This window comes from Curtobacterium sp. VKM Ac-2922, assembly GCF_022815645.1.
Classification (GTDB): Bacteria; Actinomycetota; Actinomycetes; order Actinomycetales; family Microbacteriaceae; genus Curtobacterium.
Window position 1 is genome coordinate 140,444 of the sequence record NZ_JALGRO010000010.1, and the last position, 18,670, is coordinate 159,113.

Sequence of the window (18,670 nt, forward strand, 5' to 3'; positions counted from 1 at the left end):
GGAGCCACGAGCCCGGAGGCACGTGGCGCATCGACCACGGCAAGTATCCGGACCTGCCCACGCGCCGGCCGCTCCTCGTGTGACGTATGGCGCGCCCTCTTTGGCGACCGCAATCAGATCACGGCGGCACGTTTACGATGGCGCACATTCCTCCAGCAGGCGCCCCGGCCCCTACCCGTCAGGAGTCAACCGAACCTGCAACAGTCCCTCCCACCCAAGGCGGAGGGGCGGCGCGCGTTCCTCACTCACGAGCAGGTCGAGCGCCTCGCCGTCGCATCCAAGTACCCGGACCTTGTGCGATTCCCCGCCTGTACAGGACTGCGCTGGGGTGCAGTGACCGGACTCCGTGTTCGGCACGTTAACCGGGCGGCCCGACTTGTCAACTTCGAGGAGAACGCGGTGGATTCCGCTTGTTCGCCTTCTTCCTGGAGAACTTGCTTGTGGGTTCAAATCCCACCGGTACCGCCACAGGGTCGATTGCAAGTCTGACCCAACAGAAGAGCCCCCGGCTTCGGCCGGGGGCTCTTCTGGTTCTCGGGGGTCGTTTCGCGCCGCGTGTGCCTCCGCGCGTCCGGCTGTCGGTTCCGAGGGGTCGTCCTGATCTCCTTGACGGGGCGGCGATGTGTGAAGGTAGGCTTTACATGTGTCCGATGACCTGTACGAACTCGCCACCAAGCTGTACCGGGATGTCGGCGGGATCATCGCGTCCCCTGTGCTGCAGGAAGCCGATCAGCCGCTCGACCGGCTTGCCGCCGTTCGGGCGCTCGGCGACCAGACCACGGCGATGTTGTCCTCCGCGGTCGTGGCCGCGCGGCGGTCCGGAGTCACCTGGCAGCAGGTCGGAGAGGTCATGGGAGTCAGCCGACAGGCGGCGTTCCAACGGTTCGGCCGGCCCGAGCCGGTGTCGGGGCATGAAGCGGAACCGCCGGCAGCCGTCGAAGGGGCTGCGGTCGAGCGCGCGAGGGCCGTCGTCGACGAGCTGGCCCGCGGTGCCTGGCAGGCCGTCGTCGATCGGTTCGACGACGCCATGCGTGCCCGCCTCTCGGTGGACGGCCTGTCTGCGGCGTGGTCGCAGGTCGTGGCTGCTGTCGGTGCGTTCGACCACGGTGGCGAGACCCGGGTATCACGAACTTCCGGGTTCACGATCACGACCACCCCGCTGCGGTTCGAGCAAGACGAGTGCACGGCGCGGATTAGCTTCTGGGACGACGGTCGCATCTCGGGGTTGTTCATCCTGGCGGGATCGCCGTCGTGACCGATCTGCAGCGCACTCAGGGGGAACCGATGATCGACATCGACGCAGTGGTGGTCGCCGTGGACGACATGGTCCTGCTGCCGCCGACGAGTGCGTCCGTCGCTGCGGGGGAAGCGCTGGTGGTCCGAGGGCACAACGGGGCCGGCAAGTCCACGCTGCTCAAGGTGCTGGCTGGAGTGCGCCCGCCGACTTCGGGTTCGGTGGCGATCGGCGGGCAACCGGTCGACCGCCGGGATCGGACCTTCCGACGACGGGTCGCATCACTGCTCGGGCTGCCACCGACCGCGCCGGACCTGACCGTCGAGGACCACGTGCGGCTCGTCGCGGCGACGTGGTTCCGCGAGCGGGACGTTGCCGAGGAGACGGCGCTCGGTGTGCTGGCGGAACTGGGGTTGCACGGCCTGCTCCGTCGGTTCCCGCACGAGCTCTCGTCGGGACAGCAGCAGCTCTTCGCGCTTGCGCTCGTGCTCGCGCGACCGTTCGACGTCCTCGTCCTCGACGAACCGGAGCAGCGGCTCGACGACGAGCGCGTCGGGGTGGTCGGTGACGTGCTCGCCCGCCGGCGGTCGAGTGGCGCTGCGATCGTCGTTGCGACGCACAGTTCGGCACTGACGGAGCGCCTGGCCGACCGCGTGCTCGAGCTGGACCGCGCATCGTGAACCCGCGTCTGCGAGCCGCGACGACGATCTGGCGCGGGCGACAGCCACGAGCGGTCGGTGACCGGGCCTACATCGCGTACTCGCTCGTCCTGTTCGCGCTCATCGTCGGCGCCCCGGTGCTGCGAGCCGCCTGGCTGGCGGTCACCGTGCGGACCACCGCGACCGCGATGATCGACCCGGTCGGCACGGCCACCGCGACGACGGTGGTGCTCGCGGCCTGGGCGACCGCGCTGATGGTGGGCAGGAGTCGGGGCCCCGCGGTCGCAGCGCCGTTCCTCGCCCATGCGTTGACGTCGAGTGACCTTCCCGGGCGGACCACGTTCGGCCGGCAGACCTTGGCCGGGGTCGCTGTTCTGGCGGCCGTGGGTGGCGGCGGAGCGGCGTTCCTCGGGGCAGCTTCGGCGTCTGTCGGACTTGTGGCCGTCGGGAGCGCTCTCGGCTTCGGAGTGCGCGGGTTGCTCATCGGCGTGCTGACCGGCCTGTGCTGGCTCTTCGGACAGGCAGCCCCGCGTGCGGCGGCGGTCCTCGCCGCGGTCCTGGGGCTCGGCGCCGTCGCGATCGCGTTCCTCGGCCCGCACGCTGCACTGAGCGCCTGGGCATGGGTCACCCCGACGCCCGGTGTCCCGGGGATCCTCGTCCTCGGAGCGGTGGCGGTCGTCGGTGCCGTGGTGATGCCGTGGCTGCTCGACAGGATCCGCGGGGTGACCATCAGCGCGCAGTCGGCACAGTGGAACGTCGCGATCGCCCATGCGGTCAGCCTCGACTTTGCCGCAGCGTCCGGGTCGTACCAGGCGCTCCCGACGGCGGGACGTCGCTTGCACGCGATCCTCGACGGCGCGGTGCCCGTCGTGATGGTGTCGGTCCGCGACGCCGTCGGCGCAGTACGGACGCCGGCTCGACTCGTCGGCGGAGTGCTCACGATCGCGGCGGCCGGTCTGGCACTCGTCCTCGCGGCGCAGAGCGCGGCTGCAGCGCCCCTCCTCGGAGCGGTCGCCGCCGCCCTGCTGTACGTCGGGGCTGGTGCCTCGACGCGCGGCGTCCAGCACGTCGCGCAGGTCTCGCGCGACCAGCCGTTGTACGGCTTCAGTGACGGATCGTTGCTGCTCCTGCACTGCATCTTCCCCGTCGCGTTCAGCGTCGTCATCACCCTCGCGTCCACGGTCGTCGTCGGCGCGGTCGGCGCGGTCGGCGCTGCCAGTCCCGTCGCTTCGCCGATCTGGGCGGCGATCGCGCTCCCGGCGGTCGTGGTCGCGGCACGGGTCAGCAACGCCCTCCGGGGCCCCTCGCCGCTCTTCTTGATGACACCAGCACCGTCCGCGGTCGGCGATCCGATGCCGTTGCTCCGGATCCTCTGGGCGCTCGATGCCCCGCTCCTCGCGATCCTGGCGGGCTCGGCGGCGGGGGCGGGATCCCTCCCGGCCATCGTGGCGGTCACCGTGGTCATCGCGCTCTTCCTGCTCTTCCGGTGGGCACGCCGGGCCTGACCGTTCCGCATGGTGGACAGGTCGCTCTGCGGCTGTTGGTGTTGATCGCGACGACGATCGTTCCAAGGGGGGCGAAGACGCGAGGCTCGTAGCGAGGCGGTTCAGGGGTCGAAGTCCGGGATAAGTATCGACTGATCTCGACTTCAGCCGCGCGGTGCCGCTGGTCAGTTCATCGAGCTCGGACCCAGTCGAGCCGTTCGGGCAACGGGATGAAGCCGGCCGACCGGTAGGTCGCCACCGCGCTGTGCAACGAACTCGGCGTGCACACCCATGCGGTCGATGCGCCGAGCTCCTGCAGGGCAGCGGCCGCAGCGACACAGATCGCTCTGCCGTGGCCCAGACCGCGGTGCTCGGCGTGCACGCCCATCGGCTCGAGCAGCCCGGGCTGTCCGTCACCCGCTGACCAGATCGTCACCCCGGCAACGGCCCTCCCGGCTGCGTTCCGACCGAGCAGACACCGTCCGTTGCGGAACGGCGCCCCGTGGGACATGACTTCCCACACGTCGTCGGTGAAGGTCTCGCTGCCCCACGCTGATCGGTGCACCGCTGTGAAGTCCTCGACCTCGTCCGGGCCGACCACGTGGACCTGCAGCCCAGTCGGCTCGACGGCCGTCGTCGTCAGGTCACGGGCGAGCGGTGTCCAGGCTTCACCAGCGGTCCACCCGGCGGAGCGGAGCACCGCATGGACTGCTGTTCCGGTCGGGATCTCCACGGAACCGAGACGGGGCGCGAGGGCTCCTCCGTCGAGATCGCTGAGCACCCGGCGGGCGAGGCCGTCGTCTGACCACCGGTCGGGGGCGACGGTCATGCGGAGGACCGACGGTCCGTCGATGAGACCCACGGCGACGATGACGCCGTCGTCCCACCAGACTCGCAGCGACTCCGCGACTGCGGCCTCACCGTGGCGCCAGGCCCAACCGAGGTCACCGGGATGGAGTTGGACGAGGGCGTCGTCGCGCTGCCAGGAGCCCAGCGCCGCGACGACCTCGTCGACGGAACCGGCGGCGGGTGTTCGCATCGAAACGGACATGCCGAGATGACACCACAGCGCTGCCGGAAGACCAAGGCACGTCAGCGGGATCGCCGCGGACGACCCACGGTGGCGACGACCGCACCGGCGAGCAGTCCGATCCCGTGGCCGTCGAGACGGACGGCCATGGCGATCCCGGCCAGGACGAGGACGACGAGGACGCCCCTCCAGGTCTGGGTCGTGCCGACGAGACGCCATGCGGTGAGCGAGAGAGCGACGGCGAGATCGCCCGCAACGATCGCGGGCCAAGGGCCGCCGAGGTCCAGCATCGCCAGGTAGACGCAGAAGAACGCGCTGTACGCGATCGACGCCACGTCCAGGAGCGGGCTCGGGACAGCGTGGCGACGACCATCGAGCACGGTGGTGACGGCGAGGGCGCCGATGAGCGCTGCGACACCGTGGGACGAGCCTCCGTCGTGGTCGCCTGGGCGGATCAGCGTGAGCAGGACCACGATCCCGACGCTCGCTGTGAGGTACGTCGCGAGCCACAGGCGAGCGGGCCGCCGCTGCTCGAGCGCTGCCCCCACGATGACGATCCCGAGCAGGTTGAACGCGAACTGGCCCCAGCCGTCCGGTTGCACCAGCATCGGCGTGACAAGCCGCCACCACTGGCCGTCCCGGACCAGCACACCGTCGCGGGTCAGCATCGCGCCCAGCTGCGGGTCCACCAGGCCGACGACGCTCACCGTCGCGGTGACGACGAGCACCACGACCGTGACGGGGAAGCGCAGGTGTCCCCGCTGCCGCGGAGGTGTGGCGGTCACGACGGGGACCCCGGATCGGACGTGCCGGGGTGTGCCGTTCCGAGTCCGGAGTCGAGGAACGCCACGAGATCGTCACCGAGCGTCGTGAGGTCCATGCCGGGCGTCCGGTACAGGCGGAGCAGGACTCCCTCGGCGGTTCGCTGCAACACGTCGGCGGCGATCACCGGGTCGACGCCGCTGAACTCCCCGGCGCCCACTCCGGCTCGGATCAGGTCCGCGATCGTCATCTGAGTCGCGTCGACACCGCGCTCGTCCGTCGGCAGGGCGCCAGCGAACAGCAACGCCACGAGGGTCACGGCCTCCGCACGGTGCTGGTCCGCGAAGGCGACGTTCGCGCGGATGTACGCGTGGACGGCGTCCCGTGGCGACGTCGTCCGTTGCATGGCCTCTGTGACGCTGGCTGCCATGTCGGCGACGATGCGGGTCGCGACCTCGCGCATGAGTGCTGCGCGATCAGCGAAGTGGTACGAGATCAGTCGGGTGCTGCTGAGGCCACCGTGCGCGGCGATCTCGGCGAACGAGCATCGCTGGTACCCGAGTTCGGCGATGACGTTGATCGTGGCGTGCACGATCTGCGTGCGACGTCGAACTGCCGCGGGCGTGGGCGGGGCTTCGGCTGACATGAGGTGCTCGCATCCTGCGGAGAGGTTGGCGGTGCCCGCTCAACACGAGCAACGCTTCACGATCACGATATTACTCACCCGAGTAAAAATGGCAGCGGAAATCGGTCTCTAGGACACATTGGGCCGCTTCGAACCCGGGCGGGGCGAGTCCTTCTGCGGGTTCCTCGCCGGAGCATCGGCTCCGGGCAGTGACGCGCTCGGTGTCCGTGAGGCCGGAAGCCGTTGCTGCAGGCGGGGGCGGTCGTCGCCCCGGCAACCGATTCGACACGGAACAGCCGCTCATCCGGTCTGGAGGCGCGGTGCCAGCCCGCACCGTGCCCTCCAGTCCGGCAGCGGCGGGCGCTCAGCCACCGCCCTCCGGCACCGCGCCTCCTCACCCGTTCATGGGCACGACACGACACGACACGCACGGCGGGGCGGAGAGCCCCCTCCTGGCGTTCGCAGCATTTCCCAGGGCGTGGCCGCCGTCTGGCGCAGAGTGCTGACGTGCTCTGACGGTGGTCGGGATCGTGCCGGGTACCTCGTGCTCAGAAGCCGCCGCCGAGGTGCCCGGTGGCGCGGAGGTTCGTCATCTGTGTGCTGGACGCGATGCCTTGAACGACGACGGGGTCCACGACCTGGCCGGCGAACAGGTCGCCCGTCTCTCCGTTCACCATGCCGGAGCCGACCATGAACGGCCCGGTCGGGGCAGAGTCGCCCGAGGGAAGCGCGTACGCAACGACGCCGCTCGACGCTGCGCCGGTGGCCAGTGATCCGTTGATGAAGAGACGAAGTTGGTGGTTGATCGCGTCCCATTGGAGAGCGACGTAGGTCCAGTTCGTGTCAGCGCCGTCAGCGAGCGCGAACGACGAGGTCGCGCACGCCGCAGAGCCGCCGATCTGTGAGTGGATGCAGCCTTGGATCCGGGGTCCGTCGACCTTGATCAGGAACGCGTACGTCGAATCCCCGTTCTGGGAGAGCGCGGTGTAGGCGTGATGCTCGGCGCTGTCTTCGGACGGGTTGATCCAGGCGGCGGCGGTGAAGCTCTTCGTGGTGTCCACGACGGGACCGGTGGTATTGGTCACGGTCTGCTTGACGAAGTAGCCGAGGAGCTTGTCGACCGTACGGCCTTCGCAGGTGGTGGAGCGGGAGTCGAAGTAGTCCGAACCGGTCTTGCATCGGTACACGGCCACGGCCTGCAGCGGCGCGGGGACGTCGGCGGCGCTCTTCCACGCCGAACCGAGCGGTGTTGCTGTGCCCCCGGTGCCCTCGCACGAACTGGATGCCGAGGTCATGTTTCCGGCAGACGTGGCGCACGAGTAGAGCTTCGTGAGCCCTGCTGCTGATTGCCCGGGCGAGAGGAGGTCTCCGAGGTTGGATTCGAAGTGCGATCCGGACGGGGCCCCGCTGTTGATGACAGCGGAGTGGTCATCACCGTCGAACCGGTTGATGCTGATGAGTGGCACGCCGGAGGAGAAGTCGAAGGCGTTCGCTGTGGGTGGCCCGTTGAAGGAACCACCGGGCACGGAGGTCGAGGTGTTCGCCCCGACTGTGAGCACAGCTGGGCTGTCGGTGTTGCCGTCGCTGACGGTGGAAGGACCGGTGGTGTTGGCAGGGGCGTTCCATCCGTGTCCGGGACCGACGGCGACGGCTGGGTCATCCGAGGCGTTGTCGAACTCCAGCCCGACGGAGGCGCTGTGCCCAGCGCTGTCGAGCGACACGTTTCCGGCCTTGTCATAGGTCGCAACCCAGAGCGTCGATGTGCTGTCAACAGGGGCGACCGTCAGCGTCGTCGATGTGGAGGTGGAGGCGCACACCCCGGTGACTGGTCCGTCCGTGAAGTCGCAGTCAGTGTCGGAGGCGGGAGTGATCGTCGTCGGGGGAACCTGAGCAGGGGTCGTCAGCGCAGTGGGAGTCCACCAGTACGCAACGGTCCGGACTGCGTCGCTGGCTGCGTAGGAGATCGTGACGGAGACCTGCTTGCCCACGGTGGAGGAACTCGTCGAGGTGCTCGTCGCCTGTGGTAGCGCAGGACCCTTGTTCTTCACCGTGAAGTAACACCACCCTGACCAGGGCCCGTAATCAGTACCGTCCGTCGTCACCGCCCGGTACGCGAGCGCGGTCGGGCTGTCGCTGTCGTAGGTACCTGCCTTGAGCGATGCGCTCTGCGTACCTTGGGCTCCCGAGGACGTGTTGAAGGTGCGGAGCGAAGCGCCCAAGTTGCTCGCCGAAGCGATCTCGAACATCGATTGGACGTTCTGTGTATCGGGGTCGGTCGCATCGAGCTGGAACACGAGTGCCTGAGCGTGGTTGTTGACGTAGGCCGGTGCGCTCGCACTGGTCGAGCAGGCCCGTTGCGGTGACGTCATCTGCAGCGATGTCGGCATCCGCGGTGGGGTGTTGTAACTGACGGTGAGTCGGGCGTTGTTGTTGAAGTGCTTGCGAGAGATGCCCCCCTCGTTGGTGGATCGCAGCCCGATCTGGATCGTCGAGCCCTTCGCCGCGGCGACGTCGCTCACGCCGCTGGTGACGTTCCAGCCCACGCTGGTGGGGGATATCCCGCAGCCGCCGGTCGACGTGAAGTTCTGAGTGTCCAGCTTCTCTCGCCACAGGTTCGGGTCGCTGTTCCACGTGAACCCGGCGGAGGCGGGGCCGTACCGCCACGCCTCGACGGCAACTGCGCTGCAGCTGTAGGTCGCGACGGCGCCGAACTGCGCGGAGACGATGTGCTTGCCGGCCAGTGCGGAGGTCCCGAACTCCCAGAAGGCGCGGGAGAGGTACGTGGTGCCGTCCTGTTGCGCGTACCCGACGCTCTGGTAACCGGCGGGAGATCCGTCGAGGTACGACTGGGTCGGGTATGCGCGATCGGTGAACCAGAAGTGCTGCTGACCCGCGGACCAATCGGGGTCGATGAAGAGGGGATATGTAGCGCTGTGGGTGGGTGCCTGCGCGACGTCGAGGGTGATCGTGTCGTCGTCGGCCGTGTGGGGAAGCGGTTGCGGGATGGCTGCGCCGCCGGGGCCGTTTTCATCGCCCTCGTGAGACGAGTCCCACCAAGTCGGTTTCGATGAAGTCACGGTGGAGCCGTCTGCAGCGGTAGCTGTCGCGGATGCTGCGGACTCGTGGACTGTGGCACCTCCGAGCGAAAGTTCGAGCGATTGCAGATCGGGATTCTCTGCAGCTTGAGCGTCCTGAACCACGAACACTTCGCTCATGCCTGTCGCCGACGCCTGCAGGCGGAGATCGACCCCGGGAAGGACATCCCCGTACGTTGCTGCCGCACCGTCGATGGTTGGTGCCGGCAGCGCTCCGCCGTCAGGCCACGCCTCTGAGACCCATTGACCGGTCGGAGTCTGAACCCGGGCAAGGACATCGCTGCCGCCAGTGGAGAACTCGACGGGGGAGAGTGCTGCCGCCGGCTCCAGCCAGTCACCGTGCTGCTGCAGATCGGTGTCGATCTCGACCCACTCGCCGTCCTGCTGGACGCGTGTCGGCTCGGTCGTCTGCGTGAGCTGCAGGGTGCCGTCGGGTTCAGCAACGACCTGTGATGTTGGCGTCGTGCTCCCGTCCACGACGACCTCGTCACCCGAAGTCTTCGCCTTCGTTGACGCGGCCGCTTCGGCCGTGGGTGGCTGTGCCGTGCTCGACGAACCGGGCATCGCGGGAGCGGTGTCGGCATGTGCGGCCAGTGGCTGCAGCGTGAGGGCGATCGCTGCGATCGCGGTGAGCGCGGCAACGGGAAGCGAACGACGCAGCAAGAGGACCCCAACCTGATGACGAGAAACGAATCCGATCAGAACCGGACGTCGAAACCGTAGCGACACCGGCATTCCAGACAGTGACCCACGTACAGGGGTCACTCGTCGCCGATGTCATGATTCCGCCCGTCATTCCGCAGGAAATCAGGCCGCAGGGACGAAGTGAGGGTTCGCAAAGCAAACGGCGGGTAGCGGCAGTAAATCCGCGGAATGTCGCTGTTTCACCCCCTTTCGGGGGATGGGTCTCTGTGGAGAGCCTCTCGCTACGATCTGATCGCGCTGAACACGCGTTGTTGCGCACGGATGAAAAAGGGGATGCTGTGCGAACTGGTCGCGGGTGCAAGAAATCGAAGAGCCGACGCCACCAAGAGCTGTTCGCAGCGCTGCTTCGCCGCGCGTCCTTCGGGGTTCCGATGATCATCGTCGCCGCGCTGACGAGTTCGTTGTTGTCGCCGATCGCGAGCGAGGCGACGACGTTCCCGCTCATCGCCGATCTGGGGAAGCCGGTACCCGGTCACTCCGCTGGTTCGGCGGCTGCGACAGGAGCGGGGTCGTCGTCGACCTCTGTTCCGGTCACCACCGCACCGTCCGCGGTCGCTCCGGACACCGTCTCAACGCCGACTGCAGCGGGCGACGCCGTCCTCCGTCTTCACGGCGCGGCCGGCAACGCGCTGACCGTCCGCCACGGGCGGTGGGTGGAAGTCGCGGGCTCGCGGATCAAGGTCGCGGCCGCTGACACCGAAACGACCCATCGAGCTCCTGCCGAAGTCGCCGTCGGCGTGCTCGGGAAGGACGAGGTGCGGAAGCAGCACCTGAGCGGGCTCGTGCTCAGCGTCCGCCGCGCAGATTCGCGCGACGAATCCGGGACGGTCGCGGTGCAGATCCCGAAGGAAGCGCTCGTCCGCACCTGGGGCGCGGACTTCGCGAGCCGAGCACACTTCGTCGAGGTGCCCGCAACTGGGAAGAAGACGGTCAGCGACGTTCCGATGAGTTCATCGACGGACAGTGTCGTCCTCGCTCCCAAGGTCGCCAGCCGCACCATGCTCCTGACAGCCGCCGGAACTGCGACCTCGTCGAGCGGTACTGGCAGCTTCGCCGCGACTCCCCTCAAGGCTTCGAGCAGCTGGGATGTGTCCGCACAGACCGGTGACTTCTCGTGGCAGTACCCGCTCGCCGCTCCGCCGGCTGCTGCGGGCCCTTCCCCGTCGCTCGCGTTGAACTACGATTCGCAGTCCGTCGACGGCGAAACCGGCTCGACGAACAACCAGCCGTCGGCGATCGGTGACGGATGGGAGCTCAGCGGTGGCGGATTCATCGAACGGCAGTACGTGTCCTGCTCGCAGGACGACGGAGCATCCGGCGCAGTGTCGTCGTCCGGTGACCTCTGCTGGAAGACAGACAACGCAACCCTGTCGCTCGGTGGTCACAGCGCACCGCTCGTGCGCGACAAGTCGACCGGGGCGTGGAAGCTCCTCGCCGACGACGGCTCCCGCATCGAACACCTCGTCGGCACGGCGCAGGGCTGTCAGTCGAACGGCACGTACGACACCGACTGCTGGCGCGTGACGACGACCGACGGTACGCAGTACTACTTCGGCCTCAACCGGCTCCCGAGCTGGGCATCTGGGAACGCCACCACGAACTCCGCCTGGACCGTGCCGGTGTACGGCAACGACTCCGGCGAGCCGTGCCACGCCGCGACCTTCGCTGCGTCCTCGTGCGTGCAGGCGTGGCGCTGGAACCTCGACTACGTCGTCGACATCCACAAGAACGCCGAGGCCCTGTACTACAACGCGGAGACCAACAGCTACGGTCAGAACGGCTCTGGCGCGACGTCGTACGTCCGTGGCGGGCAGCTCAACCACGTCGACTACGGTCTGACCTCCTCGAACGTGTACACGGCGAACGCCGCCTCAGACCGGGTCGCATTCGGCTACGACGCGTACGGCCGATGCAACGACGGCAGTCACGCGAACTGCACGAAGGAATCCGTCAGTGGCGCCGCGACGAAACCCACCACGCCGGGTGCATACCCGGACGTGCCCTTCGATCAGCTCTGCGCATCGAGCTGCACTGCGAACCCGGTTCCGACGTTCTGGACCGACGCGATGCTCGACACCGTCACGACGGCTGCTCGCACCGCGACCTCCACCTACACGACAGTCGACACATGGACCTTGTCGCACTCGTTCCCATCGCCGGGTGACGGCACCAACGCGGCACTCTGGATGACACAGGTGCAGCACACCGGCTCCGCCGGTCAGACGGCAGTCACCGAACCCGCGACGAAGTTCACTGGCACGACGATGCAGAACCGCGTCTGGGCCGTCGACGGCCTTGCGCCGCTCGACAAGTGGCGGATCTCATCGATCCTGGACACGACCGGGGCCGTCACATCGGTGAACTACTCCGCCCAGGACTGCCAACCCTCGGAAGCGGCAGCCATCGAGGCGGGTGCCGCGACGAACACGCGACGTTGCTTCCCGCAGTGGTGGACTCCGCAAGTCACCCCGGCCGTTGCGCCGAAGATCGACCTGTTCCACAAGTACGTCGTCACGAGCGTCGTCGCGGACCCGAAGACCGGGGGTGGCGCAGACCGGCCGCAGGTGACGTCGTACATTTACACCGGAAATCCGGCCTGGCGGTACAACACGTCCCCGTTCACTCCCGAAAAGAACCGCACATGGTCTGTCTACGCCGGGTACAACACCGTCGAAGTCCGTGTGGGCGACGCCACTGCACCCAGCAGTGAGAAGACGACGGATTACGTCTTCTACCAGGGCCTGGATGGTGACCGGGCGTCGAGTACCGGTGGTACGAAGTCCGTGTCGGTCAATGGGAGTTCCGACGTCACGGACTCGTTGTGGTTCGCCGGGACCGTTCGGGAAACGAAGGTCCTCAACGGCGTGGGCGGCTCGGTCATGGACGACGTCATCGCGACGCCGTGGGCTTCGGATGCGACGGCCACCGACGGATTGAACACGGCCCGAATGCTGGGCGACGGCAGCAGCGTCGAGACGCAGCCGACCAGTGGCGGAGGAACACGGACCAAGCGAGTCAGCACCACCCACGACGGTGACGGTAACCCGAGCGCCGTCAGCACCGTGACGTCCGACGCCGGCAGCTCCTGTCAGAACACCACTTACGCCCCCGACAACGACTCAGCCTGGCTCCGCGGTCTCCCCCAGGAGCAGCGGACGGTCTCCGTCGCCTGCGGCCAGGACCCCACACTTCCGCTTGACGCGGTCAGCGACGTCCGTACGAGCTACGACGGCAACACCTACGGCGACGCCCCCTCCAAGGGTGACGAGACGACCACGCAGGAAGTCGACAAGTACGACGGTTCGGCTCCGCACTTCGCCACGAGCGCATCGTCGACCTACGACGCGCTCGGCCGTGTCACCTCCAACACGGACGTGCTCGGCCGGACGACGACCACCGCCTACACCCCCGCGTCGGGCGGCCCGCTGACGAAGAGCGTCACGACGAACCCATCGCCGTTCAAGTGGGCATCGACCACCACCATCGACCCGACCCGCGGGTCTGTGCTCTCCGAGACCGCGACGGACGGCGGCGTCACCACCGCGGCGTACGACGGTCTCGGCCGGCGCACGAACGTGTGGCTCCCGCAGCGTCCGCAAGCATCGAACGCCACGTCACCTTCGATTGCTTACACGTACGCGGAATCGCAGTCGGCGCCGCTGTCCGTCTCCACGACCACCGTCATGGCGCACACGACCGCTACGACGTACGCGTTGTACGACGGTCTCGGCCGACCAGTGCAGACCCAGTCGTCCTCGCCGTCCAGCGGCACGATCGTCACGGACACCCAGTACGACCCCGCCGGTAACGTCTCGCAGACCAACAACCCGTACTGGACGGTCTCCGTCAACCCGTCCGGGAAGCTCTTCGTCCCGGAGAGCCAGCAACAAATCGCTTCCAGCAGCCAGGACATCTACGACGGCGCTGGGCGGCAGACCGCAACCGTCACCAACTCGTTCGGCAGTGAGCGCTTCCGAACAACAACCACGTTCAACGGCGCCGATGAGATCGACGTCACGCCGCCCGCAGGTGGGACTCCCACCAGCACCTGGACGAACAGCCTCGGACAGAAGACCAAGCTCGTCCAGTACCTGGCCGCCACACCGAGCAGCAGTGCGGCCAAGCAGGCGACCACGTACGGCTACGACAACCGCGGCAACATGATCTCCACCGTGGACCCTGCCGGGAACGCGTGGTCCTGGACCTACGATCTCCTCGGCAACAAGGTCAAGTCGACCGACCCGGACACCGGCACGACGACGTCCACCTTCGATCCGGCCGGCCGTCAGCTGACCACCACCGACGCGCGCGGCCAGACCATCGCCTACGCGTACGACGCCCTCGACCGGAAGACCGCCGAGTACGCCGCCGCCGCCGCCACCGGGCCGCTGCTCGACAGCTGGACCTGGGACACGGTCAAGAAGGGGCAGCTGGGTTCCTCGAGCAGCTACACCGGCTCCGTCGCCGGCACGCCGGGCGACGCCTACACCCGCACCATCACGGGATACGACGCCGGCAACCAGCCCACAGGTACGACCACGACGTTCCCTGCATCGACTCCAGGGTTCGGTGCGTACAGCTACAACGTCACCTACACGTACAACCAGGACGAGTCGCTCAACAACGAGAACGATCCGGCAGTCGGCGGTCTCGCAGCGGAACGGACCGGCTACGCGTACGACGGCGTCGGCGATATGTCCAGTGTCACCGGTGCAGCTGCCTACGCCTCCGCGATCTACACCAGCCTCGGACAGCTGGCGCAGATCAACCGCGGCGGTAACCTCACCAACTCCTCCGCGTACGGGTACGACGCGGCAACTGGAGCCGTCACCGAGATCAAGGACATCTCGGGCACCGGCTCTGCCGCCGCTGTGCAAGCGGACCGCACCTACACCCGGAACAATGCCGGCACCATCACGTCAGCGACAGTCACCGGCGCCGCCGGCGTGGAAACCCAGTGCTACTCGTACGACCAACTGCAAGAACTCACTGAAGCCTGGACTCCCAACACCAGTTCTTGCGCAACCCAACCGACCAAGACCGCTCTCGGCGGACCTGCGGCGTACTGGAACAGCTACACCTACGACACGCTGACCGGCAACCGGGCCTCCGTCACCCAGCACGGAGTCGGCGACACGAACGACCAGACGAGTACCTACGCGTATCCGCCAGCCGGGGCGGCGAATCCGCACGGCGTCCAGAGGATCAGCAACGGCGACGCGGCTGCCGGGGATTCATACGAGTACGACCAGGACGGTGACACCACCGCCATGCCTGGTCAATCCCTGACCTACGACGCTGACGGACGGATCTCATCCGTCATGAAGGACGGCAAGACCCAGTCCGACGTGTACGACGCTGATGGCAGCCTGCTCGTCCAGACCGACCCGGATGCCGGAACGACCCTGTACCTCGGTGGCACCGAGCTCCACAAGCACATCGACGGCACGATCGCAGCCACGCGAACCTACACACTCGACGGAACAGCGGTCGACGAGCGCTCCACCGAGAGCGGTGACAACAAGGTGTTCTCCCTGGACACCGACGTCGACGGAACTGCAGACGTCGAGATCGGTGCGAGCGACCAGACGATCACGCGCAGGTGGGTTGATCCATTCGGGAACGCACGCGGGACCGGCGCGACCTGGTCGTCCACACACGGGTTCTTGAACAAAAGCGAGTCGGCATTGACGGGCCTCGCGCAACTCGGAGCCCGCGCGTACGACGCGACCCTCGGTAAGTTCCTCTCGGTCGACCCGGTGTTCGCTCCGGGCAACCCTCAGCAAGACAACGGGTACAGCTACAGCGCGAACAACCCCATCACCAACGCGGACCCATCCGGGCAGTGTTACCTCGCCATCGGTGGAGGCGGAAACTGCGGCGGCGGTGTCGAACACGTCAACCCGAACGCCCCCAGCGGTACCAACCACGGAGCAAACGGGCGGAAGTGGGTTCCGCGTCCCTCCGCACCTGGACGAACCTGGAGTCGACCTGCCCCCACCCAGAACCGAGGCGGCTGCTCTTACGACGGCGGGACGATGTACTGCCCGCCGGCGCAGCGGGGCCATACGGCCTCTCCGCAAAACTCGGGATTCAACGCAGCTCAGGCTGCGAAACAACGCCGACAGGAGGTCATCAACGAGGCTCTTTGGAACCACAGCATGGCGTACAGCGCTGCGCCCGCATGGATAGTTTCGGTTGCACAATGGGAGCACTCGCACGAAGGGGCACTCGAAGGTACAGCGGCTACATACTCGGGAACGCTCGGCGGCGATGAAGAGGGCGCCGGCCCACTGAGTGTCACTCGGTCGCGAGGTTCGACAGGGAGGACCGCGGCGTCGAGCTTGAAGGAGCAGCTGGCGATGGAACAAGCGCAAAGCGACCCTATGGCGGGTAAGCTCCTACGACTGAAGATGACGGACCCGCGCTGGCACTCCGACTCCGGTTGGGACAAATATTCGCAGAACGTGAATGGCATTGAGGTGCACTACGTGGTGAACCGATTCACGGGAGACGTAGACGACTTCAAGTTCAAGGATCCGGACAAATGATCACGGAAATTCAACGAGACGAAGCCTCGCTCTCAATCATCAGGTATCTGCTCGGGGCGCCACTTCCTGATGCCTCACTAGCCCATGCCGCCGCGAAATGGCTCGTAGCCGGAGCCGACAACCCCGGCATCGTTGCGCTCGCTGGTCTGAGCGCGAAGGCATCAGATTGGGAAGTGCGCGATATCGCTCTCAATGTTCTGGAAGAACTTGAGATCCTCGGGGAGGACGATTCAAATCAGTTCGACACTCTAGCGTCGTATCTCGTTCGATCAATTGTCCGCTATCCAGACAAGGCCGAGGAATACAGCAAACTTCTTTGGCGCCTTGCTCGGCGACATCAAGAGGAAGTGCGCACCGAGGATCTCGATGAATTGATCGGTTTGGCATCGAGTTGGGATGAACCGTACGCAGATCAGCTCGGCGAAGCGCTAGAGGATGCGGCGAGGCGGTACCTCAAAGGTCGGCAATGAACGCCCGCTCGTCCTCCCCCGGCCGACGGATTCCCAACGTACGCCCCGGCCGACGAGGCCCACAGCCACCTTCAACTCCTATTCTGGGCGTTGACGCCGGTATCGGCGGGTCGCCCACCTTGTCACCGGCGCCGTTTGCTTCCGGGTCGAGGCGGAGGCGCCACTCTCGGGCGTGAGGTTCGTCGGTGGTGCGAACATGGAGGACAGTCGCGCTCAGTTCTTCGGGTCAAGCACACCCTGAGCAGTACCACAACACCTGCTGACGGCCGCACTCTACGGGACAGGAGATCGACTTCATGGCGACCATGTACTCCGGCGTTTCGGACGGACACCGCCACGACGCCGCGACGATTTCGTGGCGGTGTCTCAAGGGCACCAGAACGGCGACAGGTTGTCGACGTTGTTCTTCTTGGTAATGTCTGCCTCAGTCTTTCAGTCAAATGCGACCCCTGTGGGTGCTGAAGGCGATGACATCGGCTCGTTGCGGGCACATCAGGTACAACGTCTTCGTTTCCGATTCGATTGACGTCACGACCTGCGCGAGCGACCGATTCCCGCTGTCCACATACCCCGACATCCGTGAAGTCACCGTCGATATCTTCTCCCGTGAAGCTCGAGCGACGATCGCTCGAGCGCATCGCCCAGCGTGCGATCTGGTCGAGAGCAATGAGGCACCGATCGATCTGACCATCGCGGCGGCGCCCATCGGGGATCGCGACCTCACCGTTCCGAAGTGGATGGTCGATGACTGCAACGGCTTGTTGCAAGTGTGATCTTCCGGACCGTTTCGGAACCCGTGGGTCCGTCGACTTCGATGCAGTCAGGTCACCGAGTGACCCGGGTGCGTGACTTGACCGTCAGCGGGCAGAGGGCCCGGTGCGGCGGCACCGAGCCTCTCGTCTGCCTGTGGCGTGCGCTCAGTGCCCCGCAGCCTCCGGCACCGCGCCACCCCACCCGTTCATCCCCCGAACACGACGCGCACCGGCACCGCCTGCGCCCGGTCGGCCACGTACCCGACGACACCACCTGGCCGCCCGAGCCACAGCACCCGCGCCGGTGCCGACGACGTCGCGACGGTCCGCAGCGCGACTACGTACTGCCCCGACGGGATCTGGAACTGGGCTGTCTGCTCGTCGTCGAGGACACCGGAGAACCGGGTGGAGAACGACGCCGCGCTCGTGGTTTCCGTCACCGTGACGGTCGCACCGCTCAGCTCGGCGGAGGGTCGGAGCGATGCCGCGTGGGCGTCGACGGTCAGGTCGTAGTCGTCGTGCGCGTAGTGCCGCGACAGCGTCACCTGCGACGCCGGGACGGTTCCACGCTGCTGGTACACCCGGGTCTTCCACACGGCGGGGGAGGCCAGCCCGTTGGCGTACGCCTCGATGCGGTAGAGACCGGTGCTCAGGCCGACGAACTCGTACTGACCCGCCCGGTCGGAGGTTGTGCGGAACACCTGCGACGTGTCCTCGTTCCACGCGTACATCAGGCGGCCCGCCGACGGCCCGGCGGGTCCGACGACGGCGCCACGCACGGTGGCACCGAGCACGAGCGGCACGGTGACCGCGACGCTCGAGCCGCCGCTGACCGCGATGCCCGACCGGAGCCCGGGTGCGTACGTCGAGGCTCCGTGCGGCGGGACCACCCGTGTCGTCACCGTGACGGTGTCCGGCGCCGGGATGCCGGTGAACGTCGCGGTGCCGTCCGCGTCCGTCGTCGCGTTCCCGACGACGACGTCGGTCCCGATCGCGGCAAGTTCAACGTCCGGCAGCCTGATCGGGGCGCCGTCCGGCGTCGTGAGCTGCACGGAGATCGACCCCGAGCCGGCTGCGGCCGCCGGCGTCGCCACGCCGACCAGAGCGGCTGCTGCCAGCACCGCGGCCAGTCCCGTACCCATGATCCGTCGCATCGTGTCCCCTGATCGCACACCGGACGTTCGTTGCGGGGGACTGTACGCGCCCTGTGGGCCGTGGGGAAGAACGACGGGAGGCGCGGTGCCAGTGAACTGGTCCCCGAAGGTTGGACTGTGAAGTCAGGTTAGGCCGCGAGGGCGTGGGC

The 18,670-nt window shown here is 67.2% G+C and carries 11 protein-coding genes; 6 read left to right on the forward strand and 5 right to left on the reverse strand.

The genetic code is table 11. From position 1 onward, the window contains the following. The first annotated feature begins 643 nt into the window (after positions 1-643). From MT346_RS13110 to MT346_RS13120, 3 genes are read left to right on the forward strand one after another with little or no spacing between them, the layout of a single operon-like run. On the forward strand, positions 644-1,255 hold the full coding sequence (locus MT346_RS13110) for a DUF3887 domain-containing protein (protein WP_243563517.1): 612 nt from the start codon (positions 644-646) through the stop codon (positions 1,253-1,255). A 29-nt stretch (positions 1,256-1,284) separates the two neighbouring features. Further along, positions 1,285-1,914 carry an ATP-binding cassette domain-containing protein gene (locus MT346_RS13115; RefSeq protein WP_243563518.1) on the forward strand — a complete coding sequence of 210 codons (630 nt, stop codon included), beginning with the start codon at positions 1,285-1,287 and terminating at the stop codon, positions 1,912-1,914. After that, positions 1,911-3,398 (forward strand): hypothetical protein, encoded by a 1,488-nt coding sequence (locus tag MT346_RS13120; RefSeq protein WP_243563519.1) that lies wholly within the window; start codon positions 1,911-1,913, stop codon positions 3,396-3,398. Before MT346_RS13115 ends, MT346_RS13120 begins: the two co-directional genes overlap by 4 nt. 169 nt (positions 3,399-3,567) lie before the next feature. Here MT346_RS13120 and MT346_RS13125 read toward each other — a convergent pair whose 3' ends face one another. From MT346_RS13125 to MT346_RS13140, 4 genes are all read right to left on the reverse strand, one after another. Next, positions 3,568-4,428, reverse strand: a complete 861-nt coding sequence (locus MT346_RS13125) for a GNAT family N-acetyltransferase (protein WP_243563520.1) — start codon at positions 4,426-4,428, stop codon at positions 3,568-3,570. A gap of 41 nt (positions 4,429-4,469) precedes the next feature. After that, positions 4,470-5,192 (reverse strand): rhomboid family intramembrane serine protease, encoded by a 723-nt coding sequence (locus tag MT346_RS13130; protein WP_243563521.1) that lies wholly within the window; start codon positions 5,190-5,192, stop codon positions 4,470-4,472. Then, the gene (locus MT346_RS13135) at positions 5,189-5,815 is read right to left on the reverse strand and encodes a TetR/AcrR family transcriptional regulator (protein ID WP_243563522.1); all 627 of its coding nucleotides are present in this window, start codon (positions 5,813-5,815) and stop codon (positions 5,189-5,191) included. Before MT346_RS13135 ends, MT346_RS13130 begins: the two co-directional genes overlap by 4 nt. 527 nt (positions 5,816-6,342) lie before the next feature. Then, positions 6,343-9,552: a LamG domain-containing protein gene (locus tag MT346_RS13140; protein ID WP_243563523.1), complete on the reverse strand. Its 3,210-nt coding sequence runs from the start codon at positions 9,550-9,552 to the stop codon at positions 6,343-6,345. Between the two features lie 80 nt (positions 9,553-9,632). Between MT346_RS13140 and MT346_RS18450 the strand changes: the two genes are divergently transcribed. From MT346_RS18450 to MT346_RS13155, 3 genes are all read left to right on the forward strand, one after another. Then, positions 9,633-16,145 carry an RHS repeat-associated core domain-containing protein gene (locus MT346_RS18450; RefSeq protein ID WP_243563524.1) on the forward strand — a complete coding sequence of 2,171 codons (6,513 nt, stop codon included), beginning with the start codon at positions 9,633-9,635 and terminating at the stop codon, positions 16,143-16,145. After that, entirely contained in the window at positions 16,142-16,615 is a 474-nt protein-coding gene (locus MT346_RS13150) for a hypothetical protein (protein ID WP_243563525.1), read from the forward strand. Before MT346_RS18450 ends, MT346_RS13150 begins: the two co-directional genes overlap by 4 nt. Positions 16,616-17,055: 440 nt before the next feature. After that, positions 17,056-17,388 (forward strand): hypothetical protein, encoded by a 333-nt coding sequence (locus MT346_RS13155; RefSeq protein ID WP_243563526.1) that lies wholly within the window; start codon positions 17,056-17,058, stop codon positions 17,386-17,388. A 185-nt stretch (positions 17,389-17,573) separates the two neighbouring features. On the opposite strand, the gene MT346_RS13160 is transcribed toward MT346_RS13155, so the two are convergent. Then, on the reverse strand, positions 17,574-18,521 hold the full coding sequence (locus MT346_RS13160; protein WP_243563527.1) for a carboxypeptidase-like regulatory domain-containing protein: 948 nt from the start codon (positions 18,519-18,521) through the stop codon (positions 17,574-17,576). Between the last annotated feature and the right edge of the window lie 149 nt (positions 18,522-18,670).

Bases quoted from the DNA above. Each gene is read 5' to 3' on its own strand.
- MT346_RS13115 (WP_243563518.1), top strand. From the start codon at position 1,285: ATGATCGACATCGACGCAGTGGTGGTCGCCGTGGACGACATGGTCCTG.
- MT346_RS13125 (WP_243563520.1), bottom strand. From the start codon at position 4,428: ATGTCCGTTTCGATGCGAACACCCGCCGCCGGTTCCGTCGACGAGGTC.
- MT346_RS13135 (WP_243563522.1), bottom strand. From the start codon at position 5,815: ATGTCAGCCGAAGCCCCGCCCACGCCCGCGGCAGTTCGACGTCGCACG.
- MT346_RS13150 (WP_243563525.1), top strand. From the start codon at position 16,142: ATGATCACGGAAATTCAACGAGACGAAGCCTCGCTCTCAATCATCAGG.
- MT346_RS13155 (WP_243563526.1), top strand. From the start codon at position 17,056: ATGCGACCCCTGTGGGTGCTGAAGGCGATGACATCGGCTCGTTGCGGG.
- MT346_RS13160 (WP_243563527.1), bottom strand. From the start codon at position 18,521: ATGCGACGGATCATGGGTACGGGACTGGCCGCGGTGCTGGCAGCAGCC.